The following is a 21,908-nucleotide window of genomic DNA, read 5'->3' as shown; positions in this document are numbered from 1 at the left end:
TTTACCTGTTTCATTGTGCGATGTCTCTCGGTTTGATGGAGCGGCAGGGCGCACCGACGCAAATCATCCAGGCCGGTAAGTCGGTGGTGACCACCGAGCGCGCGCCAACCACACAGCCCTCGCCCACCACGCAACCCGGATGGATGAAGGACTCGGCGGCAACCCATACATGGTCCTTGATGACGATCGCCCGAGTCACCAGCGGCCGCAGCAGGCTGCGAGTGTCATGGGTGCCCGTGCATAAAAAGCTGCGTTGGCTGATGGCGACTTTTGATCCAATGGTGATCCTGGCCATGGCGTACACATCCACTCCATCGGCGATGGCCGTAAAGTCACCGACTTCAAGGTTCCACGGTGCCCAGATGCAGCAGGTGGGTGCGATGCGGCAACCAACACCGATCCTGGCGCCGAAACAGCGCAGCAGAAAACACCGCCAGCCATGCAGCATCCACCGTGGCGTAGGGCGAAACAGCAACCGATACACCACGCCCCAGACCAGGCGCCGAGCCTTGTCGCTGCGGGGCAAGGTGTCCACATACTTCAGGCGTTCAAAGCCACTCATGACTTGATCGCCGCGAGTTGTTCCAACAAATAGCGCTCGCCCACTTGCTGCAACGCCTGGCGCCGGGCGCGCACCGCGACCCAGTCAATCGGCGCAGCGATCAAGCGCTGCACCTGATCGGCGTTGTCCGCCGGCAAAAAGCGCTGGGACAGTTCCAGCTTTGCCAGCAGGTTGCACACGCGGGCGTTGAGCGAGGCCTTGCTGCCCGGCAAACCGACGGCAATAAACGGCTTCTCGAAAATGATCGCGAACACTGTTGCGTGAAAAGAGTTGGTCACCACATACGCCGACTCCTTCAACAACTTGAGCCAGTCCTGCGGCCCGACTTGCACGGTCTGGCCGATCTGCCGCCAGCGCCGGTGCGCGTTATAGGGCGAAACAATCGGCCCGGCGACGTGCTGGGACAACGCCTGAGCGACCTCCCTGACACCGACGCCGGTACGCAACGCATAACAGAACACATGGCCGCTGCGGGTCTGCGTGGACGTGGCCAGCAACGCCGAGTAATCGCGGTGCAGCAGCGTCGGGTCGGGCACACACTGGGCCGCCAGCCCCGAAACTTGCTGGACAATTGCCACCCCGCTCTCTTCACGCACGCTGACCGCTGACAGTTGCTTGAGCAGCACCTCGGCTTTCGCATGGTACTCAGGCTCCAGGTACTCCTTGCCAAAGCTTGCGGCGTAAGAGATGCGTCGAATCGCCTTGTCGCAATCGAAAGCAAGAAAATACGCAGGGTCCAGGCCCGTCTGGCCCGATGGGTTCCAAATCTGATCACTGCCTGCCACCAACAACTGCTGGTTGCGGACCGCTTGGTTGAGCTGATCTGCACGGGTATAGCGCGGCCCGTCGATATTCAGGAAGCGCGCCTTGAACGCCTCAAACTGACGAGATTGAGCGTTAGCCCCAAACACCCAGGTTTTCAAAGACAGGGTTTTCAAGTACAGCGCCTTGAGATTGCCCTTGAAGTGACGTGGATTCAGCAGTTGTTTGAGCTCGCTGCCGTCTTCGACGTAAGCCGGATGGTAGTTGATCAAACTGACCTGCAAGCCCTGTTGCTGCAGCCAGCGCTGTAACGCATAGGCCTGCAACACAGCGCCGAAGTTCTCACTGAAATGGTACGTCAGTATCCCGGCCCTGACGGGGCGTACAGATGCGCTCATGATCCAGCCTGTTTTAACGAGGAATGTGTAGGGGGTATAGGCAGGACAAAGGCCTGGCGCGCAGGTGCTGCGTTATTGAGCAGCCCGATGAATATCGACCACACCAGCAGATAGCTGCCGTCAAACGTGGTGAAAAACTGGTAACTGGTCTTGAACGAGAAGATCAGCAGGATCGCCCCCACCGCCAGCAACACTGGGTTGCGTGGCAAGGCGCTGAATAGCAGGCCAAACAGCACGACCCCCACCACGCCCAACTTCGCGAGTACGCCCCAATATCCGTTCTCGATATCGAACTTGGAATTCTCGAACCAACGCTCGTCATTGGTGGGTACCCCCGGCGTCAATTGCTTCGCCAGGCCATTGCCGAGAAACACCGTGGCCGGGTTCTCCAGAAAGGACGCCTTGGCATGAGAGATCTCGAAGGCACGGGTGACGTCCTCGCCCTTCTCCTCAAACAGATACGCGGCAAAACGCGACACCGCCAGGGGGCTGGCATAAAACGTCAGCGTGCCCAAGGCACCGATGGCCACTACCAGCACCGCAAGGGATTTGAGCTTGCGCTGGGTGATCGCCGATAACAGGATCATTACCGCCATTGCCGCCAGGATGGTCTTGGAACCCGCCGCCAGCAGTGTCACTGCGAGGATCAGCATCAACGCGATCTTGCGCTGGCAACAGGCGTAGAAAAACAGCAGCACGGCCGAACTGGTGGGAAACAGCATGATCCGGCCCACCTCGTCGCTGGACTTGGAGGCCGCGTTGGTAAGATCAATGCCGACGCCATACAGGCTCACTTGCAGCAACTGACCCAGGGCAAAAATGTAGATCGCCCGCTCGATGATGCGGCGATAGCTGACGCTGTGGGCGCGTGCGATTTTCTCCACGTTGGCCAGCGCATAGCGATAGCCGGCCAACAGCAGCACAAAATAGAGAAACGGAATGCCGGAACGCAAAAATTGATACAAGGAGATTTTCGAGCCGCTGGACACCAGCACCTGCAGGATGCTGGCGCCGACCACGAACGCCAGCAAAGCCGCTGCCCGGGTGAATCCGCGCGCCGCATACACCACAAAGGGCAATAGCAGCAGCAATGCCAAGGGCTGCGACAGGTTATTGCTCAACGCCAACGGCAAGGCGAAAAACGTCAGCGGCAGGTACAGGGTCAGGCGCGCCTGGGACAACATCATGGGCACACCTCCCCAGCGAACTGCACCTTACTGATCAACCGCAGGTACACCAACACCACCAACTCCGGCAGCGACAGCAACAGCGAAGCCCCCAACAACGGGTCAATCCGGTCGATGCACAGCATCCACAACAGCAACACCGCCAAGCTGCTCAGGGCGTAAATCACCGATGTCCGGGTGTGACGATTAGTGGAGATCAACATTGCCGCGAGAATGAACCAGGCCACGTTCAAAATTGTATGGGAGCCGATCAGCGCCAATGACACCCGGTCGATCTGCACCAAACCATGGCTCCACAGCGTAATAATTTGCGGGCCGGCCCAGATACCGGCGCCGTAAACCAGCACGCACGCACCCAGTACGAGAGAACTGGCGCGCTGGGTAAAGCGCCGAGCCTCCTCGAACTGACCGCGCCCGGCCAGGCGCGAGATTTCAGGGGTCAGCGCATTGCTGCAGGTGATGCCCAACTGGATGATCAGCCGCATCAAGGTACGTGCCATGGTGTAACCCACCACCACGCCTGGGCCGGCGATCTGGTTCAGCAGCTGCAAACCGCCTTGCAGGGTGATCAACTGCGCCAGCGGGATGGCTGCGCTGCCCACGGCGGGTTTCCAAATGCCGCGAAACTCTGCCCAGGAGGCCGACGCCAATCCAAGCAGCGGCCAGGGCGAAATACGTCGCACAAACAGCGTCACTAACACCAGGAACAGCACTTGGCTGAAGAACATGCCTTGGGCCAACTGCAGCTCGGTACCGCCCAGCATCAGGATGAGAATCGACAGCACGATATCCAGCGTTCTGCGATTGGCCATGATCAAGACACCGCCGACGGTTTTGTCGATCACCCGGAACCATGCTTCGATCGGCCCACCCAATAAACGCGTACACAGGTAACCGGACATGCACACCACCACCAGGCTTGCCTGGCCAGGGTCGAGGCTCTTGAGCTTCAGTAACCCGACCCAGTCGATCCACCGGCCCAAGGTCAACGCGAACAGCGATACCAGCGCAACCACCACCAGGGTAAATGCCAACGCGGTCTGCACGCTGCGCCGCGCACCTGGCACATCCCCTTGGCTTGCGCGCACCGTAGCGCGGGTGGCCGAGGCTTGGGCAACACCCAGGTCCAGCAGGCTGAGCATCGACGGAATACCGGTGAGTACCAACCAATCGGCATAACGCCCAGTCCCCCAGGCGTGCAGGAAGAACGGCACCAGTACCAACTGCGCCGCCAGTGTCACCAACTGGGTGTAGCCATAGCTCAAAACGTTGAGGCGAAACCGGCTCGACAACGAACGTTGCACCAGCAGCGGCTTCTCAAGAACCTTGCTCATAAGTCGTCAGGCTTTGTCAGAGTGGTAGGCATAGTGGTAGTAGCCGTAGTCGCCGTAGCCGTAACTGGCAGAGCGGCGTTTTTCCACACCATTGAAGATTGCGCCCTTGAGCTCGATACCGTTCTGATGGAAGCGCCGTAGGGTCAACTCGACTTCCTTCGCCGAGTTGACGCCAAAACGGGTCACCAGCAGGCTTGTACCGGATTGACGCCCGACGATGGCGGCGTCCGTCACCGCCAGCAATGGCGGCGTATCGATGATCACCAGGTCATACAGCTCGCTGACCTCGGCCAACAACACAGCAAAATTGGGGTGCATCAGTAATTCGGACGGGTTGGGCGGAATCTGCCCGCGCCCGATGAAATCGAACAGTTCCAAATCGGTTTTTTGAATCGCCTCCTGCAATTGGCACCGTTTGACCAACAGATCCGACAAACCGTTTTGCGCGGTAGTGCCGAGCATTTTGTGCATATAGCCCTTGCGCATATCCGCATCGATCAGCAGTACCCGCTGCCCGGACTGGGCCACCACCGCAGCCAGGTTCGCCGAGACAAACGTCTTGCCCACCTCCGGGCTGGGGCCAGAAATCATCAGGCGATTGTCCTTCGCCTCCAGCATCGCGAAATGCAGGCTGGTGCGCAGGCTGCGCATCGCCTCCATGACCAGATCATGAGGATGATTCAGGGCCAGTAGCTGCGGCATCGCCGAGCGGCCCTTGAGGGCACGGATTTCCGCGGTCTTTTGCAACGGACTGAATGGGATTGAGGCATATACCGGCAAGCCGAGCTTCTCGATGTCATCGGGGTTTTCCAAGCCACGATTGAGCAGGCTGCGCACCAGCACCAGTCCCACCGAAAACATGCCACCGAGCAGCATCGCCAGCAGCACCACAATGACCTTGCGCGGCGCAACGGGTTTGCTGATGTTTGCGTCGGCGCTGTCGATCAAACGCACGTTACCCACGGTGCCGGCCCGCATCACATCCAGTTCCTGGGAACGATTGAGCAGTTGGGTATAAATCTCGGTGCCCACCTGCACATCCCGGGTCAGGCTCAACAGTTCTTGCTGGGTGCTGGGCAGACCCTCGATCCGCTTGGTCAATTGCGCCTGCTTGCCGTTGAGCTCATCAAGCTTGGCCAATAACGCGCGATAAGCCGGATGTTGACGAGTGAACTTGCGGTCCATTTCGGCCTGTTGCAGCTTGAGTTCGGAGATCCCGGTGTCCAGGGCAACCACCTGATCGAGCACGGCCTTGGCTTCGAGACTAATGTCGATGGATTTGCTACGGGTCTGAAAGCGATTCAGCGCGCTTTCAGCCTTCTCCAAGTCGCGGCGCACCTGTGGCAATTGATCATTGAGGAACGCCAGGCTCTGCGCCGCCTCGGCCGAAGTGCGGTCAACATTCTGGCGCACATACAGGTTGGAAATTTCATTCAGCGTGCGCACCGCCAAGGCCGGGTGAGTGCTCTCCAGCGATAGGCTGATGATTCCCGATTCCTTACCGCGCTCCACCACATTGAGCAGGTCCTGATAATCAGCCACTGCATCCAGGCGTGGTTTGCGTACAATCTTGAAGCGCGCACCCGGGTTAGCCCGCAGGGCTTCGACCAGCACCTCCACGCCATCCTCGGCGAACGGCTCGCCGACGCGGCCCGCAGCGATCTGCCGGCCGTCCTCGTCAAACAGTTGATAGCTTTGGTCATCTCCGGCCACCAACACCAGTGTGGTACCCAACAATGCGGCCGGCAGCTTCAGCGTCGCCAGACTCAGGCGCTCACCACCCGCGTTATATCGGCTGATGCCGAACAGCGGCGACGCAATATCGCCCGGGGTTTGTGGCGCATAGCGCCGGGCAAGAAAACCGCCGATCAACGGGAAGTGCTGGGGGGTGATGGTAATGTCCAACTTCAAGGTATCGACCGTCTTGCCAATGATCGTGCGCGACTTGATCAGCTCGATCTCAGTCACCGCCGGTGATTCCTTGCCCAACAAACTACTCACATCGGAGAAACCGAGCATGTCGTTTTTCTTCGGTTCCACTTGGATCAAGGCGTTGGCCTGGTACACCGGAGACGCCAGGACTGCGTAGGCTGCGCCGATCAACATGCAGGTACCGGTGACTCCAGCGATCAACCATTTGTGATCGATCAGGGTGCCCAGCATGCCGAGTACATCGATCTCGTCACGGTGCGGATTGTCAGCAGAGGCGTTCTGGGGTGAATACATAAATCGAGTCTTCGTCCTTGTAATCATTAAAAGGGGCGTCATCGCGCCAAGCGCTGTGCCCAGGCGTGTGCCGCCTGCTCAATCAAGGCATAGGCCTGCACAAAGGCCGGCTTTCCCTGTCGATACGGGTCCCGGATTTCAAGCTCTTGCTGCCACTTGCCCAGCAGGAACACTTTGCCCCGGGCCTCGGGAGCGAGGTTGAGTACACCGTCGATGTGATGCCTTTCCATCACCAGAATCAGATCAGCCTCGCTCACGGCCTCGACGCTCAGTTGCCGGGCCCTGTGCGTTTGGGGAGCATGCCCATGCTCTTGCAGGACTTCGTCTGCCGTGGGCTCCATCGGGTGATCAGACAAAGCCGCCAGGCCCGCCGAACTCACCTTGATACCGGATGAATGAAGGGCGGCCCCCAGCAGTTGTTGCGCAGTGGGACTGCGGCAAATATTGCCAATACACACGATCAAAACTTTTTTGAACAAGGCAACCTCCCACACACCGCACAGTAATAAATCGGCAAAGGGACTGCCTTATCTCAAACTTCCAAGAATAGATAACTTACGACCCTTTAATTATGATCACAGCTGACAGAGGGCGACCATCTATCGAGCAGGACAATAAATAACAACAACTGCATTGTCTGACTAAAAATAACATTCGCTTACTTTTGTTCTTCTTCATAATAAAGTGCCCACTGAACATAGCGACGGGGCACGGCCATGAAAAGTTCAAAGTTACTCGTAGAGCGTATTGGCCTATTCCCTTCTTCGGGAAACATTCATCTCAACGTCGACAACTCGACAACGGTAGTTGAGCGTATGCACGTGTTATATGCCGGCAACTCTTTAGACTTCGACGAGTCCGGCTCCGGACTGTCCATGGTCTTCGCTGACTGGCGCTTCAAGTTGCAAGTCAGTAATCCCCTGTCCGTATGCCTGTGCGTAGAAAGCCGTGGCGACCGCCATTTCATGCAAGCCAAGACCGACGAGTTACTGGCGCACATCTTCAGCGCCGAGGGGCACTCGTGAACCTGTACGGCCAGTCAAGGCGCGCCACGCGGGCTCCTGGTGGGCGTGTTGCGCCCCCGAGACGCTGACGGCTAAATGGTTAAGCAGGCGCTCGGCGTTGTACTTGGGCGCCAGCGCACTCAATAACACGACCACTAGCCCAGCGCCGATCAGCGACGGCGGCACATTGACCGGCGCGACGTCTATTCGCCACAAGAAAGCCAGCGCAGCCACAGCGCCCAATAACCCGCCCGCCAACGCCTCGTTCAGAGGGTGAATATACGGCGCGACACAATAAGCACTGAACCAGCCGGTGGCGATCAATCCGGCGAGCGCCGCCGGCCAGCGAAAGGCCAGGTTGAACTGGCGTGCAATCAAACTCATTGCCACGGTGACCATCAGGCACGTGTTCATGGCGTGGCCACTGAGCACGGCAATATCAAGGTGTTGAAACGAAACGCCCCAGCCCTTGAACAGCAACTTGCTGAACGCCACGATTGAATAAGTGCAAGTGACGGTGACTACCCACCACCTGAACGCCTGCGGCGATGAATAGCGCAGCCACACAGCGATGACCAGCGCGGCCGGAATCATGACGGTAATACCGCCATAGTGTGCGAGTTCTGCGCGCATGAGTGACCAACCTGACCCACTAATTTTCCGCGCCCATCTGACCGCAGGCCTGGGAAAAATACAACGTTATCTACGGTCAGACTAAAACCCTTGCAACCCTTTCCCGCAGCGCGCGAAAACCCGACGTGCGTGGGCAAGAGAACCATCCGACCCTGCTAGCGAATACGACGAAACCTGTATCAAATTGGGAGGCATGCGCGCAGCGTCGCAGAGAGACCCGGCGCCCAGTGCTTGAATCAAGATTTGTGCAGGCCTACCCTGCACACGCACTATTCACCCTCCGAGTCAGGAAGACCTTACATGTGGGATGGCAATGTTACCTTTGGTGATTCATGGGCCGGCTACATGGGTCGCGCGGATCAAAACACTGCACATTCTCATGTTGCGATTCAGTTGTGCATCGGCGTACACCAGCCAGTCACCCTGGAACTGCCCGGCCAGCTGATCCGTGCGGCCGGCGTGATCATCGGGCCCAATGTCGAACACCGCGCCGTGGCCGATAGTCATCCGGTGGCCTTTGTGTACGTCAACGCGGACACCCCGTTGGGCCGTGCGCTCAACGCATTGCTGCAAGACAATGGCATTGCCCTGGCCAGTGACGAACTGCTGGAGTGCTTTCACCGCACCACCTCCCTGCCCCAGTTCGTCGAAGCCCTGGGGCGATTGCTGGCGATTGTGTCGCCCATCGACCAACGCCTCTACAAAGCCTTGAACATTCTGCGCCTGGACCACGACGGTCCTGGCTCCGTCAGCCGCGCCGCCAATGCAGTCGGCCTGTCCGGCCCGCGTTTGCGTTATGTCGCCACGCACCAGATGGGCGTGTCCCTCTCCCAATGGATCATCTGGAACAAACTCGAGCGAGCGTCCAAATCCCTCGCTGACGGCTCCAGCTTGTCGGACGCCGCCGCCGACGGCGGCTTTTCCGACCAGGCGCACTTAGCCCGCATGATGCGCCGCATGATTGGCATGACGCCCCGCACCGCCGCCATGGTTTTGCGAAAGACAAGCGTTTCGTTCAAGACGCACTGATATTAAAAAACCAATATCGATCGGGCCTTATTCGCGAAAACGTTAAGCGCTGATTGCCTGCGTCACCAAGCCCCTCAGCGCCAACGACAGTGAACACAAGCGTGTTCGCCAGGGGGCTCCATGCCCGGGATTCGGTGGAACGCGCCGTTAATTCTTTCTATGACTCCGCAGGAAGCATCGACCGTCCTTCTCACCGGTGGCAAACGCGCACTCGGTGATTCACTGCTTGAGCGCCTCGCATGACCACAGGGAACAGGACATGACCAAAGGTAAATTGATAAAACTGACACTGTGCGGCGTTGTGGTCGGTGGGTTACTGCTGCTCGGCTGGCAGCGTTGGCAGTATTCCAACGCTTACGTGAGTACCGATAACGCCGAGCTCGATGGCGTGATCATTCCGGTGCGCGCCAAGCTCTCGGGGGTGGTGGTGAGCGTGCCGGTGACGGACAACGTCACGGTGCAAAGCGGTGATCTGCTGTTTCAGATCCGCGACAGCGAATATCAATACCAGGTCGAGCAGCGTGAGGCGCAATGGCAGGCGTTGCTTGCCGCCGCAGGGCGTGGCGGCGGCCCGGGCGCGTTGGACAGCCAGGTCCTCGGCGCGGTCGCGATGCGCCAGGCGGCGCAAGCGGCGCTGGCACAATCCAGCGCCAATCTGCAGCAGGCGCGCAACGACTATGGGCGCGCCCGCCGCCTGGGCGCCCAAGGCGTGTTGAGCACCCAGGATCTTGAGGTGGCCAAGGCGCGTTTCGACGCCCTGAGCCACGCCCAGGAAGTAGCACGCAGCAATGCCCAGGCTGCCGCGCAAAGCACCTTGGCCAACAAAGCCGAACTCAAGGTGCAGGACTACCGGATCGCGGCGGCGCAAGCCGAACTGGAACAGGCCCGGATCAAGTTGCACGACACCCGTCAAACCGCGCCGGTGCGCAGTATTGTCTCGAAAAAAGAAGTGGAACCCGGCCAATTTGTGGTCGCCGGGCAGAAGCTGTTGAGCCTGATTGCCACCGACCCACTGTGGATTACCGCCAACTTCAAGGAAACCCAGGTCGGGCGCGTGCGAGTCGGCCAGCACGCCAAAGTCAGCGTGGATGCGTTTCCCGGGCACACATTCGACGGGGTGGTCGAAAGCCTCGCACCGGCTACCGGTGCAAAGTTTTCACTGCTGCCTCAAGAGAACGCCACCGGCAATTTCACCAAGGTGGTGCAGCGCGTCCAGGTCAGGATTGCCCTCAAAGACGTGACGGATGACTACAAAGCCTTGTTGAGCCCCGGCATGAGCGCCTTCGTCGAAGTCGCCACGCTACAGCACGGTAGCCAAACGCTATGAGGTCGCCGTACCTGATTGCGCTGACCGTGACGCTGGTGTCGATGATGGAGCTGCTCGACGTCACCATCGTCAACGTAGCGATTCCCAGCCTGATGGGCACCTACGGGGCGTCGGTCGATGAAATCTCCTGGGTGTCTACCGGCTACGTGGTGGCCAACGTGGTGATCCTGCCGGTCAGCGGCTGGCTGTCGGCCTGGTTTGGGCGGCGCACTTATTACCTGGTCTCCACGGCGGTGTTCGTACTGGCATCCGTGGGCTGCGCCTTTTCCGCCGAACTCTGGCAACTGGTGGCATTCCGCGTACTGCAAGGCTTGGCGGGCGGCGGGTTGCTGGGGATTTCCCAGGCAATCATTTACGACGTATTCCCCAAGGAGAAGGTCAGCAGCGGCATGGCGTTGTACGGCGTTGGCGTGATGATGGGGCCGACGTTGGGCCCCACCGTCGGCGGCTATCTGATCGACACCTTGTCCTGGCACTGGATATTCCTGATCAATGTGCCTATCGGGGCCGTAGCCCTGCTGCTGTGCTGGCTGTGCATCGGCGATTCAGCCAATGAAAGCAAACCCAGCAGCGTCGACTACAGCGGCTTCTGCCTGCTGGCCCTGGGCGTCGGCAGCCTGCAGATCCTGCTGGAGCGCGGCGAGCATTGGGACTGGATGGAATCCAACTGGACGGTCGCCTGTCTGTTGCTCAGCAGCTTCAGCCTGGTGGGGTTCTTCTGGTGGGAACGGCGCGCGACCAACCCGATCGTCAATGTGGCGCTGTTTCAGAACCGCGAGTTTTTGATGGGCTGCATCTGCGCGTTTTGCGTGGGCTTCGGGCTGTACAGCACCTTATTCATGGTGCCGCTGTTTTTGCAGACGTTGCTGGCACAGAGCGCGTACCAGAGCGGGCTGGTGATTTTCCCCGGGGCGGTGGCCAGTGCCATCAGCACCTTGGTGATCGGCAAGCTGTCCCAGGAAAACAAGATCGACGAGCGCGTGTTCGTGACCTTGGGCATCGTCATGTACTGCTACGCGATGTTCCTGCACACCCAATTCCCCCTCGACAGTAACCCGGACACGCTCTATTGGCCCCTGGTGATTCGCGGCCTGGGCCTGGGCATGATCTTCGTACCGCTGACCAACCTGGCCATGCGCCGTCTGCCGCTGACGTTGATCTCGGGCGCCTCGGGCGTGCTCAACCTGATGCGCCAACTGGGCGGCAGCGTCGGCATCGCCATTGCCGCGACCCTGCTCACGCGGTTTTCGTGGGAGCGCTATCGCCTGCTGTCCGAGCATGTGACCGAGTCCAGCCTGGTTGCCAGTGGCTGGGGCGGCGTGGAATCCAACCCGCTGTTTCTGTCCCTGAACCTTGCAAGCCATCAACAAGCCTTGGCGCTGATGCCTTACCTGCAAGCACGTGAACAAGCGCAAATGCTGGCCTTCAGCATGCTGTTCGGCACGTTGGGGGCGGTCATGGCCATCGGCATTCCCATGGTACTGATGATGCGCAGAAGCACCCTCAGCCGATAAATTTTCCAGTGGAGCACATCCCCTTGCGTATTCCAGGGCTGCATCTCGACCCCATCACACTGCTCACTTTCCTGTGCGGCCTCACCCTCACCTGCTGCCCGGCCAACGCCTCGGCGGAAGACTTGTACCAGCTGTACCAGAAGGCGCTGACCCACGACATGAAGTTCGCCGCCGCACAGGCGCAACAATTGGCCACGGCGGAAAAAGAACCGCAAAGCCGCGCCAACCTGTTGCCGGACCTGTCACTCACCGGCGGCGCGGCCTGGGTCGATGCCGAGGATTCGTCCGACTACCATCGCAACCGCAATAACACCAACGCCTATGCCGTGGTCCTCACCCAACCGTTGTTGCGCTGGCAGAAGGTGATCGCCCACGACCAAAGCAAACTGTTGATCAGCGTCAGCGAAATACAGACCGAACAGGCGCGCCAGGACCTGATGCTGCGTGTCGCCCGCGCCTACTTTGATGTGCTGCTCAACCAGGAACTGCTCAACACCCGCACGCAACAGTTGCAAACCCTGCAGGAGAGCCAGGACCGCACCCGGCGTTTGTTGGCCGATGGCGCCAGCACCCACAACGCGCTCGAACAGGTGCAGGCCAAGTACGACCAGGCCTTCGCCGAGCAAATCGCCGCACGCGGCGCGCTGGATATCGCCACCGAAGCCCTCACCCAATTGACTGCCGCCCAGGCGCTCCCGTGGTCGGGCAAGGAGCCGCAATTCAGTGCCCCGGTGCCCGCCGCCATCGACGCCTGGGCGACCACCGCGCAACAAGGCAACCTCGCCGTGCAGCAGGCGCAGATTGCCCTGAGCCTGGCCGAAAAGGACATCAACAAGGAACAAGCCGGCCACTTGCCGACCCTTGACCTGATCGCCGCCCATGGCCGTTTTGCCTCGGTGGGCGGCGAAGTGTACGACGTCACCCTGCCCGAGAATCGTTACAACCACACGGTGGTCGGGGTCAAACTGAGCGTGCCACTGTATGGCGGTGGCCGTACCAGCAGCCGCGTGCGTGAAGCCCATGCGTTGCAGAGCAAGGCCCTGGATGAGCTCGAAGACGCGCGCCGCAACGCCGGGCTGATGGCCCGCCAGGCCTACCTGCAAGTGACCAGCGGCATGAGCCAATACCGGGCGCTCAAGCAGGCGCTGAAATCCAGCCAAGTCAACCTCACGTCGGTAACCCAGCGCTTTGAGGCCGGTTCGCGCATCAACACGGATGTGCTGGACGCACAGCAGAAAGTCACGGATACCCAGCAACGTCTGGCCCAGCAGCGCTATGGAATTCTGCTCGCGCAGTTGAACCTGCTGGCGTCTACGGGGAACCTGAACGACGTGCGTCTGCGGGAGGTCAGTCGCCTGCTGGATTGAAGCCTTGCGGGCATGCCATACGGCTTGTCAGCGAAGCGGGTGAAACGGCTGCGTCGCAAACCCCACTCAGCCCGCGCACCCGACCCCTTGAACGCTTGGTTCGATAATCGAACGGGTTTCCACTTCTGCCATTTAAGTTCCGGGGATGAATGCGGATAGTTCGATCAATATCAATCAAGTGGTCCGCGGAGTACTCCCATGTTTGCCCATCTGAAAATTCGCACCGGCATGATCGGGGTGCTACTGCTGTTCGCCATTGCACTGTTGTTTTCGACCCTTAACGGCTGGCGGTCGGCGGTACTCAGTTACGATCAGATTGACGAGTTGGGGCGTACCTCGCGACAAATCGACGGCATCAACAATGCGTTGCTGCTGGCAATCCGTACCAGCGCCAACGTGTCCTCGGCGTTCATCGAGACCGTCGGCGAGCGTTTCGATGACGCTGAAGCCCGGCTGGTTCGCAGCGAGGCGATCTGGAGTGAAGCCATCGCCAAGGTCAATGCCTCTACCACAGACTTGCGTGACCCGAAGTTGAAGGCCCTCGCCGAAGATCTCAAGCATGCGTTCGCCGAATACGGCGTGGCCATCGTCGGTCAGCGCGCCGCCGCTCGCGCGCGCTCCGCCAAACAGTATTTTCAAGTCAACATCGATGCCGGCAACAGCATGACCAAGCTCCAGGACATTCGCATGAAGCTGGTCGGCGCATTGGATGCCCGTACTCAGGAGATCAACACGCAGGCGGCTGCGCGGCTACAGACTTCGCAAACCCTGGCCATTGCCTTGATCCTGCTGACCCTGGCACTGGCTGTCGTCTGCTGGATATTCATCTCGGGCACCGTCCTGCGCCCATTGCGCGCAGCCGGCGAGCACTTCAAGCGCATTGCCGGGGGCGATTTGACCCGCGAGGTCGTCTCGCCTGGCCGCAACGAAATTGGCGAGTTGTTCCTTGAGCTCCAACGCATGCAAGCCAGCCAGCGTGAAACACTGATCCAGATCGCTGACTCAGCCACGCAGTTGGCCTCGGCCGCTGAAGAACTCAACGCCGTCACCGAAGAAAGTAACCGTGGCCTCCAGCAGCAGGACATGCAGCTCGAACAGGCCGCAACCGCCGTTAACCAGATGACCAGTGCGGTCGAAGAAGTGGCGCGCAACGCGGTGTCTACCTCGCAAGCGGCCACCGCCTCCAATACGCTGTCAGAAAAAAGCCGTCAGCAGGTACGCGAGAACATCAACGGTACGCAATCGATGACCGCCGAGATTCAGGGCAGCGCCGAACGTATCCAGCACCTCGCCGATGAAGTGCGCAACATCGGCAAGGTGCTGGACGTGATCCGAGCCGTCTCGGAGCAGACCAACCTGCTGGCCCTCAACGCAGCGATCGAAGCCGCCCGGGCGGGTGAAGCCGGTCGGGGGTTTGCGGTCGTGGCCGACGAAGTGCGCACCCTCGCCTACCGCACTCAGGAGTCGACCCGCGAGATCGAGCAGATGATTGCGAGCGTGCAGAGCACTGCCGAACAGGCGGTGGATTCGATGCGCAGCAGCACGGCGCGGGCGCAAGGCACGCTGGAGATCACGCAGGCGTCGGGGGTAGTGCTGGAGGATATCTTCGCCGCCATCGGCCAGATCAATGAGCGCAACTTGGTGATTGCCAGTGCCGCCGAAGAGCAAGCCCAGGTTGCCCGTGAGGTGGACAGCAACCTCGTGGCGATCCGCGACCTGTCGGCGCAATCGGCAGCGGGCGCCTTGCAGACCAACGCGGCAAGCCATGCACTGTCGAAGTTGGCCGCCGAACTGAGCGGGCTGGTGGGGCGCTTTCGTACCTGATCCTGCGGGCTCGCCCAGACAGACCGACACGCCACCCAATGCAATGGACATAACGTGAACTGCGCACCGCCCCCTTCTCCAGGCGCAGGTAAGCGAAGCCTTTGACGATCGCCGACCGCCGACCTGCAACCGCTGCGGGCGGCGAATCAGAAGTCCACGATCAAGGGCCGGGCCGGCGCCGGTCCCTACTTGATGCGGTAGTGAAAGGTATTACGCACCGCCGGCACCGCAACCGCCCTGCCTTCAACGATCCTCGGCTGGTAGCGGAACGTATTCGCCGCCGCCAGTGACGGCCGGATAAACAGCGGGTGACAGCCGTCCAGCACCTTGGGGTTTTCCACGCGGCCCTGGGGGTTGACGGTGTATTCCACCGAGCAATCGCCTTCGATGTTTTTATCCAGGGCGCGCTCGGGGTACTCCGGTGCTTCTTTGCTCAGCGGCAGGTATTGACGACTGTCGAACGCCGGGGCCGGAGCGGGTGTGGCGACTCGCGGTTTTTCAGCGGCCAGCCGGTCCTGGTTCAGCCGTTGTTGCGCCAGCTCCAGCTCGCGGTTGCGCTGTTCGGAGGCCAAGCGCTCCTGTTGCTGCTCAAGTTTTTTGTCCTCGACCCGTTTACGCGCCAAGGCAGCCTTCTCCAGTTTTTGCGCCTGGACCTGCGGGTCGAGTGTGGGTTTGAGCGGCGGCGGGACCACCACGGGCGCAGGCGGTGGCGGCGCCACAGCCACCGGTTCGGGCACGGGCGCCGGCGGCAGCATCACCAGTTGGGTGTGCATCACCTGAGGCGCCTGCACCCTCGGTTTCACCGGTGACCAGCCCAGCATCAGCGCGGCCACCACGCCCACATGCAGCGCAACGGCCAGACTCGCCGCCATACCCTTGCGCCACCACCCGCTGAAATCCCGGGGTGCCACAACCAGGGTCGAACTGTGCATGATCATCGCCGTCATTGCGGGGCCTCGGTCACCAGCCCCAGGTTGCTGACGCCGCCCTTTTGCAACACCGCCATCGCTGCGACCACGCGCCCATAACCCGCGTCTTCGTCAGCGCGGATATAGACCTGCGTATCACTGCGCGCCGCCACCACCTGCATGACCTTGGCGCCCATCTCCTCCAGGCTCACGGCGCTGTCGGTCTGGTGCTGCGTGTCCAGCTCGCCGCCGAGGTTCCAGTAGTAACCGCCGTCGGCCTTTACCGACAGCGTGAGGATCTGTTGACGGGTATCGGTGGCCAGCGCCTCGGCGGCGACCTTGGGCAGTTCGATCTTCACGCCCTGGGTCAGCATCGGCGCGGTGACCATAAAGATCACCAGCAGCACCAGCATCACGTCGATGTAAGGCACCACGTTCATCTCGGCCTTGGGCCCGTGCTTGCGTTGCGGCCTGGTTAACATGGGCTTGCTCCTGTTCAGGCGGCCGTGGCCAGGTGGCTCGGCATGCCGCGCAGACTGCGATGCAGGCGCACTTGCAGTTCATTGCCGAAGGCGTAATAGCGGGTGAGCAGCGTCTGGCTGCGCGCTGAAAAGCGGTTGTAGGCGATCACCGCCGGGATGGCGGCAAACAGGCCAATGGCCGTGGCGATCAACGCCTCGGCGATGCCCGGCGCCACCGTGGACAGCGTGGCCTGTTGCACCTGGGACAAGCCGAGAAAGGAATTCATGATGCCCCACACCGTACCGAACAGGCCGATGTAAGGGCTGACCGAGCCCACGGTGGCGAGAAATTGCAGGCCTTTTTCCAGCTCGATTTCCTGCTCGGTGATCGCCACCTGCAAGGCGCGCTCCACCCCTTCCAGCACCGCCGGATCGTGGCTGTGCAGGTGCTGGTATTCCTGAACGCCGGCGATAAAGATCGTCGCCACGCCGCCCTCGCCCGCCTGCACGCTGTCGCGGTACAACGCCTGCACGTCCGGTGCGGCACGAAAGCGCGGCACAAACCCGTTCAACTGGCGCTCCAGGCGCCGCAGCACACTGCCACGCTGGATAATCAGGTACCAACTGAGCAAGGACGCCAACAGCAGCGTGACCATCACCGCCTTGACCAACAGGCTGGCGTCGCTGATCAAACCCCAGATCGTCATATGTTCCATCGTCGCGTGCATGGTGGTGAACTCCTATTCGATTAAAAAGTGATGACCAAGTGATGACGGCTCACGGCAATTTCAGGGCGCCAGTCACATCGCGCCAGGGCACGAACTTGAAGTTCTGGGTTTGCTCGGGCATGCGCTTGCGCCCGTCCTGCACCACCAGCATGCCTTGGCTCCACGGCCCGCCGAGGTTGACGGCGGTGACTTCGAGGCCATCGGTTTCCGACGCGCCGTCGATCCCGGCTTCAGCGTTCAAGCCGACGCGAAAGGCGCCGTGAGCGGCGAACGGCGGTTCGGCATCCACCACCAGGTAGCTGTCATTGCCTTGGCTGGAGATCACCAGGTAATCGCGCGCGCCGCTCTGGTACAGCGCCAGCCCCTCGACATCCGCATGCAGTTGCGCACCGACCTTGATCACGCTGGTCAGCGTCGCCGGCTGATCGGCACGGGCGTCGACGGCCCAGACGCCGACATCTTCTTCACCGATGAACAGGCGCTGGCGCTGGTCGTCGGCCACGCAGCCTTCGGGTTGGCTGTCGACCTTGAACTGACGCACCAACTCGCCCTGCACCCGGCCATCCGGCGCGCTCAGGCGGTATTGCAGGAAGGTGCCGTCCTTGCCGTTGGCGATCGCGTAAATGTCCCCGCTGGGCGGCTGGAACAGGCAGATACCGTAGATTTCCTTGAGGGGCGTCGGCACTTCGCCGGCTTCGCGCAACTCGCCGCTGCGACGGTCGATGCTGAACAGGCTCAGGCTGTTGTGGTCGCGATTGCTCGCCACGGCAAGGTCGACGGTCTGCTGGCCGAGCTTGAAGTTGGGACGCACATCGACGTTGTTCAGGCGCCCCACCGCCAGCTCCTGCAACAGCTTGCCGTCGAGATCGTAGGCCAGCAGCCCCTGTTTCTTATTGGTGCCGAGCACGCGGCTCTGCGCCGGCTGTTCCGGGTGAATCCAAATCGCCGGGTCATCCGCCGCATCGCCCTGACGGCCGACCGGGTCGGTCTGGCGCTGGGCGGCGACTTCCGGCAGCACTGGCGCCGGCGCGACAGGCTTGGCCTGCCACGTCAGTTCAGCCTGATAGAGGTTGCCGGTGTCGTCGTCGCGCAGCAGCAGTTGCCGGCCTTTGATTGCGAGGTTTTCCGGCTCCGTCACGCCCGGCAGGCGCAGGCTCGATTGTGCGACCCAGCGTTCGCCCTCCTGCTGGAACAGCTGCAGTTGCGCGGTCTTTGGATCAAGCGCGACCACACCACCGGGCACCAGCGCCATGGCACCGGCTGCGCGCTTGGGATTATCAAACAGCGCGACCGGGGTGCGTTTCACCTCGGCTTCCGGGTGCGCCGGGTAGGCCCACCAGCCGACGTTTTGCTCATTGACCAGCAACTGATTGGCGGCATCGTCCACCTGGCAGAACTGCGCCGACGGCGGCAGCGGCAAGCCGCGTACACGCTGGGGTTGTGCCAGCAATGTCGGACCATTGCCCACCAGCCATTGCTCGCCCTTGCCCTCTTCGCCCACCAGGAACACAAACAGGTTGGCCGCCGAGTCGCGATACAGGCACAGGCCGTTGACCGGATAGTCGCGGGTCGGCAGGTACAGCGGCGCGCCCCAGCGTTTGCCGGCGCTATCCAGGCTGATCAGCATGGCCTGCTGGCGTTGGTTGTCCAGGGTTGCCACCAGCACCTGGGCACCCGCGGCGCGGCTGTCGAGGCTGCTGAAGTTACCCTTGAAACGCGCCAGTTCGGCGCCTTTGTCGTCGAGCAGCAACAGGCCGTCGCGGGTGCTGGCGGCCAGGCGTTCAGGGCCGTTGGGCAGGAAGGCCAGCGCCTCGGCGTTCAGGTTCGGTGCCCAACGAGTCAGGGCCAGGTCGGCGGCCAACGCATGGCCGCAGGTGGCCAGGGCCATCAGCAGGTATAGCTTGGAAAATCTCATGAACAGGCAAATCCTTCGAAAACGATGAAGAACCCATGTGGGAGGGGGCTTGTTCCCGATGGCAGTGGTTCGGCTAATGAATCCGGCGACTGACATACCGCTATCGGGGGCAAGCCCCCTCCCACATTCGGATTGAGGTGTTGGTTAGAAATGGGTGAAGGTCAGGCCGAGCTTGTAGGTCGGGCCGTACTCCTCGTACTGGCCGTTGTAGCTGCGGTGGCCGGTGTAGACGAAGTACGACTCGTCGGTCAGGTTCTGCGCCTCGAAGCTGACTTGCAGGTTCTTGGTCAGCGAGTAGCGTGCGCTGAAGTCGACAAAAGTCTGTGCGTCGACGTGCAGGTCGTGGGCCTTGTCGTTGATCGAAGCCAGTTCATACAGGTAGTCCGATTTGTAGTTGGCCGACAGGCGCAGGCTGAGCTTGTCGTCTTCCCAGCCGAGCATCAGGTTGCCGACGGTGTCCGACTGGTTGGGCAGGCTGATGTTGCGTTTACGGTTGCTGCCACTGGCGGCGTCGAAGCCTTCGATATCGGCGCTGGAGCGGCTGAACGTGGTGTTGGCACCGACCAGCAGGCCGTTCCACGGCGCGGGCAGCCAGTCGAACTTCTGTGAGTAGGCCAGTTCCAGGCCGTAGAGCTTGGCGCTGTCGCCGTTGGCATAGGTGTGGGCCTCGGCGAAGTTGGTCCAGGCGCCGGTGCCGGCCACGTCGGTGTTGTAGACAAAGTGCTTGATGTCTTTGTAGAACACGAACGCCGACACGGTGCCCGCACGGCCCATGAAGTGCTCGATACCCAGGTCCAGGTTGCTCGACTCCAGGGGCTTGAGGTCCGGGTTGCCGAAGGTCGCTTCGTCATCGTCGATCACAAAACCCGGCGCCAACTGGCCAAAGGTCGGGCGCACCACGGATTTGGTCCAGGCCGCGCGCACCTGGGTGTTCTTGTCGATCTGGTAACGCGCATGCAGGCCCGGCAACCAATGGTGATAGCGCCGTTTGGTCTCGGTAGCGCTGAACTGGCCGTCGGTGGCGCCGGTGCCCTTGGCTTCGAACTCGGTGCCTTCGTAGCGCATGCCCGCGATGAAACGCCAGTCGTCGATGTCGACGGTGTTCATCAGGTAGCCGGCGTTGATGTCTTCGCGGATGGTGAAGTCGTTGACCCGGGATTCGGTCTCGTCATAGAAGTCATCGCGGTTAAGGCTGCCGATCAGTTGCTTGATGCTGCCCGCGCTGATACCCGGGCCGTAATTGCCGAGGCGGTAGTCGACGTTGCCCGTCTGGAACTGGGTGAGGTTGAGCTGTTCGTCGGTAAAGCCCAGGGTGTCGAAGTTCTTATAAACCCAGGCTTCCAGATCGTTGTCCTTGTGGCGCCGGCTGACCTTGCCGCCGAACTTGACCTGGGACGCGTAGCCGCTCAGGTCGTAGTCGCGGGCCAGGTCCAGGCGCAGGTTCTTCTCGGTGTCTTGGGTGTTCTGTTTTTCCCAGTCGACCTTGTCCAGGGTGAAGTTGCTCGCGTCGTAGAAGCCGGCGCCGACGATGGGGCGTGGTTTGTCTGTGTCGTAGAAGCCGCTGTCGGCAAAGTCGCCGCCATCGAAGGTGGCGCCGGCGATGTGCGCCGGGCTGTCTTCGCTGGATTGGCTGTAGCCGGCCTGGCCGCTGAGGGTCCACAGGCCGAGCATGCGTTCGCCGCCGAACACGTAGGACTGGATTTCCTGGGTTTCCTCACGGTTCTTCAACTTGCGCTTGCCCTCCGCCACGCCGAGCTCGCCAGGCGCCTGGGGGTCGGCAAATTCGAGGCTGGCGGCGTTGCGGGTCTCGGTGTCTGTGTAGCGGCTGTAGAGGGTGCGCAGGTAGTAGCTGCTGAGGTCATCGGGCTTGTAGTCGAAGTTCAGGCCACCACCGGCGCGCTCGCGACTGATGTCGTAGTCGCGCTGCTCGAACTCGCTGAGTTTGGCCCCCTGGCTGAAGTCCCAGGCGCCGCCGGTTTCGACGTTGTCCGAGCCGAAGTCGCGCTTCTGCCAGCTCAGGGCTGCGGCGACGCCAAAGTTGTCGATGCCATCGCCAAGGCTGAAGCGATTGCTGGCCGCGCCGGAGAATTTCGGGCTGGTCTGGCGTGTGTTCTTGTCGTAGCTGGCCTCAGTGCTGCCGGTGTAGAACAGGCCCTTGTGGTCGAACGCCGACAAGCTCTTCACATCGACGGTGCCACCTAGGGAGTTGGCGTCCATGTCCGGAGTCAGGGTCTTGATCACCGACAGCGACTGCACCAGCTCGGAGGGCAACACATCGAGGGCCACGGCGCGACGTTCGCTTTCGGGCGAAGGCACCAGGGTGCCGTTGATGGTCACGCTGTTGAGGTCCGGGCCGAGGCCACGCACGCTGACAAAACGCCCTTCGCCCTGGTCGCGCTCGACGCTGACACCGGGCAGGCGCTGCACGGCTTCGGCGACGTTTTCATCCGGCAACTGGGCCACGCCGTCGGCATGCACCACACTCTTGATGCTGTCGGAAGAACGCTGCTCCTTGAGCGCCTGGTCGATAGCGGCAGCCTGGCCGACCACGTCGACGTGCTCGATATTGGCGATGTCGGCCGCCTGGAGCCGCTCGCTGGCCATCGCCAGGGCCAAGGCGGTAAGCGTAAAGCTGACGAGCCCGGTGCGCTTGTACATGAAATCCTCCCCAAGAGTCCGTTGGCGCCAGGCAAGGGGCCCGGCAACTGGGAGGGCAAGCTAGGGATGAG

The 21,908-nt window shown here is 61.2% G+C and carries 18 protein-coding genes; 6 read left to right on the top strand and 12 right to left on the bottom strand.

What is annotated here, in order from left to right; all coding sequences use genetic code 11:
* Positions 1–10: 10 nt before the first annotated feature.
* Genes J2Y83_RS10510 through J2Y83_RS10485 form a run of 6 tightly spaced genes read right to left on the bottom strand, consistent with a single transcriptional unit; the run spans position 11 to position 6,948 of the window.
* Positions 11–562 carry a putative colanic acid biosynthesis acetyltransferase gene (locus J2Y83_RS10510; RefSeq protein ID WP_247398584.1) on the bottom strand — a complete coding sequence of 184 codons (552 nt, stop codon included), beginning with the start codon at positions 560–562 and terminating at the stop codon, positions 11–13.
* Positions 559–1,722: a polysaccharide pyruvyl transferase family protein gene (locus tag J2Y83_RS10505; RefSeq protein ID WP_247398587.1), complete on the bottom strand. Its 1,164-nt coding sequence runs from the start codon at positions 1,720–1,722 to the stop codon at positions 559–561. Before J2Y83_RS10505 ends, J2Y83_RS10510 begins: the two co-directional genes overlap by 4 nt.
* On the bottom strand, positions 1,719–2,909 hold the full coding sequence (locus J2Y83_RS10500) for an O-antigen ligase family protein (protein WP_253395009.1): 1,191 nt from the start codon (positions 2,907–2,909) through the stop codon (positions 1,719–1,721). Before J2Y83_RS10500 ends, J2Y83_RS10505 begins: the two co-directional genes overlap by 4 nt.
* Entirely contained in the window at positions 2,906–4,243 is a 1,338-nt protein-coding gene (locus J2Y83_RS10495; protein ID WP_253395007.1) for a hypothetical protein, read from the bottom strand. Before J2Y83_RS10495 ends, J2Y83_RS10500 begins: the two co-directional genes overlap by 4 nt.
* Before the next feature lie 6 nt (positions 4,244–4,249).
* The gene (locus tag J2Y83_RS10490; protein ID WP_253395005.1) at positions 4,250–6,469 is read right to left on the bottom strand and encodes a polysaccharide biosynthesis tyrosine autokinase; all 2,220 of its coding nucleotides are present in this window, start codon (positions 6,467–6,469) and stop codon (positions 4,250–4,252) included.
* A 38-nt stretch (positions 6,470–6,507) separates the two neighbouring features.
* Positions 6,508–6,948, bottom strand: a complete 441-nt coding sequence (locus J2Y83_RS10485; protein ID WP_247398609.1) for a low molecular weight protein-tyrosine-phosphatase — start codon at positions 6,946–6,948, stop codon at positions 6,508–6,510.
* A 336-nt stretch (positions 6,949–7,284) separates the two neighbouring features.
* On the opposite strand from J2Y83_RS10485, the gene J2Y83_RS10480 reads away from it, so the two are divergent.
* Positions 7,285–7,494 carry a phosphomannomutase gene (locus J2Y83_RS10480; RefSeq protein ID WP_253395003.1) on the top strand — a complete coding sequence of 70 codons (210 nt, stop codon included), beginning with the start codon at positions 7,285–7,287 and terminating at the stop codon, positions 7,492–7,494.
* Here the strand turns inward: J2Y83_RS10480 and J2Y83_RS10475 are convergent.
* On the bottom strand, positions 7,456–8,106 hold the full coding sequence (locus J2Y83_RS10475; RefSeq protein ID WP_247398601.1) for a hypothetical protein: 651 nt from the start codon (positions 8,104–8,106) through the stop codon (positions 7,456–7,458). The genes J2Y83_RS10480 and J2Y83_RS10475 overlap by 39 nt on opposite strands.
* Before the next feature lie 300 nt (positions 8,107–8,406).
* Between J2Y83_RS10475 and J2Y83_RS10470 the strand changes: the two genes are divergently transcribed.
* The 5 genes from J2Y83_RS10470 to J2Y83_RS10450 all read left to right on the top strand — a co-directional run bounded on the left by J2Y83_RS10470 (position 8,407) and on the right by J2Y83_RS10450 (position 15,167).
* Positions 8,407–9,135: an AraC family transcriptional regulator gene (locus J2Y83_RS10470; RefSeq protein WP_253395001.1), complete on the top strand. Its 729-nt coding sequence runs from the start codon at positions 8,407–8,409 to the stop codon at positions 9,133–9,135.
* Positions 9,136–9,394: 259 nt separating this feature from the next.
* Positions 9,395–10,462: an HlyD family secretion protein gene (locus J2Y83_RS10465; protein WP_253394999.1), complete on the top strand. Its 1,068-nt coding sequence runs from the start codon at positions 9,395–9,397 to the stop codon at positions 10,460–10,462.
* Entirely contained in the window at positions 10,459–11,976 is a 1,518-nt protein-coding gene (locus J2Y83_RS10460) for a DHA2 family efflux MFS transporter permease subunit (RefSeq protein WP_253394996.1), read from the top strand. The genes J2Y83_RS10465 and J2Y83_RS10460 overlap by 4 nt, the downstream gene beginning before the upstream one ends.
* Positions 11,977–11,999: 23 nt before the next feature.
* A complete protein-coding gene (locus J2Y83_RS10455; protein ID WP_253394994.1) occupies positions 12,000–13,343 on the top strand; it encodes a TolC family outer membrane protein in 1,344 nt (447 codons plus the stop codon).
* 198 nt (positions 13,344–13,541) lie between these two features.
* Positions 13,542–15,167, top strand: a complete 1,626-nt coding sequence (locus tag J2Y83_RS10450) for a methyl-accepting chemotaxis protein (protein ID WP_253394992.1) — start codon at positions 13,542–13,544, stop codon at positions 15,165–15,167.
* A 185-nt stretch (positions 15,168–15,352) separates the two neighbouring features.
* Here the strand turns inward: J2Y83_RS10450 and J2Y83_RS10445 are convergent, their stop codons facing one another.
* The 5 genes from J2Y83_RS10445 to J2Y83_RS10425 form a co-directional block, all read right to left on the bottom strand.
* Positions 15,353–16,114 carry an energy transducer TonB gene (locus J2Y83_RS10445; protein ID WP_253394990.1) on the bottom strand — a complete coding sequence of 254 codons (762 nt, stop codon included), beginning with the start codon at positions 16,112–16,114 and terminating at the stop codon, positions 15,353–15,355.
* Positions 16,111–16,557 (bottom strand): protein TolR, encoded by a 447-nt coding sequence (tolR, locus tag J2Y83_RS10440; protein ID WP_253394988.1) that lies wholly within the window; start codon positions 16,555–16,557, stop codon positions 16,111–16,113. The genes J2Y83_RS10445 and tolR overlap by 4 nt, the downstream gene beginning before the upstream one ends.
* Before the next feature lie 14 nt (positions 16,558–16,571).
* Positions 16,572–17,264, bottom strand: a complete 693-nt coding sequence (gene tolQ / locus J2Y83_RS10435; protein WP_253394986.1) for a protein TolQ — start codon at positions 17,262–17,264, stop codon at positions 16,572–16,574.
* A 49-nt stretch (positions 17,265–17,313) separates the two neighbouring features.
* Complete coding sequence (locus J2Y83_RS10430) at positions 17,314–19,179, bottom strand: phytase (protein ID WP_253394984.1); 1,866 nt, start codon at positions 19,177–19,179, stop codon at positions 17,314–17,316.
* A gap of 144 nt (positions 19,180–19,323) precedes the next feature.
* Positions 19,324–21,837, bottom strand: coding sequence for a TonB-dependent receptor (locus J2Y83_RS10425; protein WP_253394983.1), 2,514 nt, complete (start codon positions 21,835–21,837; stop codon positions 19,324–19,326).
* Positions 21,838–21,908 lie beyond the last annotated feature (71 nt).

Source organism: Pseudomonas marginalis (assembly GCF_024169655.1).
Classification (GTDB): Bacteria; Pseudomonadota; Gammaproteobacteria; order Pseudomonadales; family Pseudomonadaceae; genus Aquipseudomonas; species Aquipseudomonas paraveronii.
Note: the sequence above shows the minus strand (reverse complement) of the source record. Positions and strands in the feature narration are given on the sequence as shown.

Excerpts from the sequence above, each read along its gene's own strand:
- J2Y83_RS10510 (WP_247398584.1), bottom strand. The coding sequence starts at position 562 with ATGAGTGGCTTTGAACGCCTGAAGTATGTGGACACCTTGCCCCGCAGC.
- J2Y83_RS10505 (WP_247398587.1), bottom strand. The coding sequence starts at position 1,722 with ATGAGCGCATCTGTACGCCCCGTCAGGGCCGGGATACTGACGTACCAT.
- J2Y83_RS10500 (WP_253395009.1), bottom strand. The coding sequence starts at position 2,909 with ATGATGTTGTCCCAGGCGCGCCTGACCCTGTACCTGCCGCTGACGTTT.
- J2Y83_RS10495 (WP_253395007.1), bottom strand. The coding sequence starts at position 4,243 with ATGAGCAAGGTTCTTGAGAAGCCGCTGCTGGTGCAACGTTCGTTGTCG.
- J2Y83_RS10490 (WP_253395005.1), bottom strand. The coding sequence starts at position 6,469 with ATGTATTCACCCCAGAACGCCTCTGCTGACAATCCGCACCGTGACGAG.
- J2Y83_RS10480 (WP_253395003.1), top strand. The coding sequence starts at position 7,285 with ATGCACGTGTTATATGCCGGCAACTCTTTAGACTTCGACGAGTCCGGC.
- J2Y83_RS10475 (WP_247398601.1), bottom strand. The coding sequence starts at position 8,106 with ATGCGCGCAGAACTCGCACACTATGGCGGTATTACCGTCATGATTCCG.
- J2Y83_RS10470 (WP_253395001.1), top strand. The coding sequence starts at position 8,407 with ATGTGGGATGGCAATGTTACCTTTGGTGATTCATGGGCCGGCTACATG.
- J2Y83_RS10465 (WP_253394999.1), top strand. The coding sequence starts at position 9,395 with ATGACCAAAGGTAAATTGATAAAACTGACACTGTGCGGCGTTGTGGTC.
- J2Y83_RS10460 (WP_253394996.1), top strand. The coding sequence starts at position 10,459 with ATGAGGTCGCCGTACCTGATTGCGCTGACCGTGACGCTGGTGTCGATG.
- J2Y83_RS10450 (WP_253394992.1), top strand. The coding sequence starts at position 13,542 with ATGTTTGCCCATCTGAAAATTCGCACCGGCATGATCGGGGTGCTACTG.
- J2Y83_RS10445 (WP_253394990.1), bottom strand. The coding sequence starts at position 16,114 with ATGACGGCGATGATCATGCACAGTTCGACCCTGGTTGTGGCACCCCGG.
- tolR (WP_253394988.1), bottom strand. The coding sequence starts at position 16,557 with ATGTTAACCAGGCCGCAACGCAAGCACGGGCCCAAGGCCGAGATGAAC.
- tolQ (WP_253394986.1), bottom strand. The coding sequence starts at position 17,264 with ATGCACGCGACGATGGAACATATGACGATCTGGGGTTTGATCAGCGAC.
- J2Y83_RS10430 (WP_253394984.1), bottom strand. The coding sequence starts at position 19,179 with ATGAGATTTTCCAAGCTATACCTGCTGATGGCCCTGGCCACCTGCGGC.
- J2Y83_RS10425 (WP_253394983.1), bottom strand. The coding sequence starts at position 21,837 with ATGTACAAGCGCACCGGGCTCGTCAGCTTTACGCTTACCGCCTTGGCC.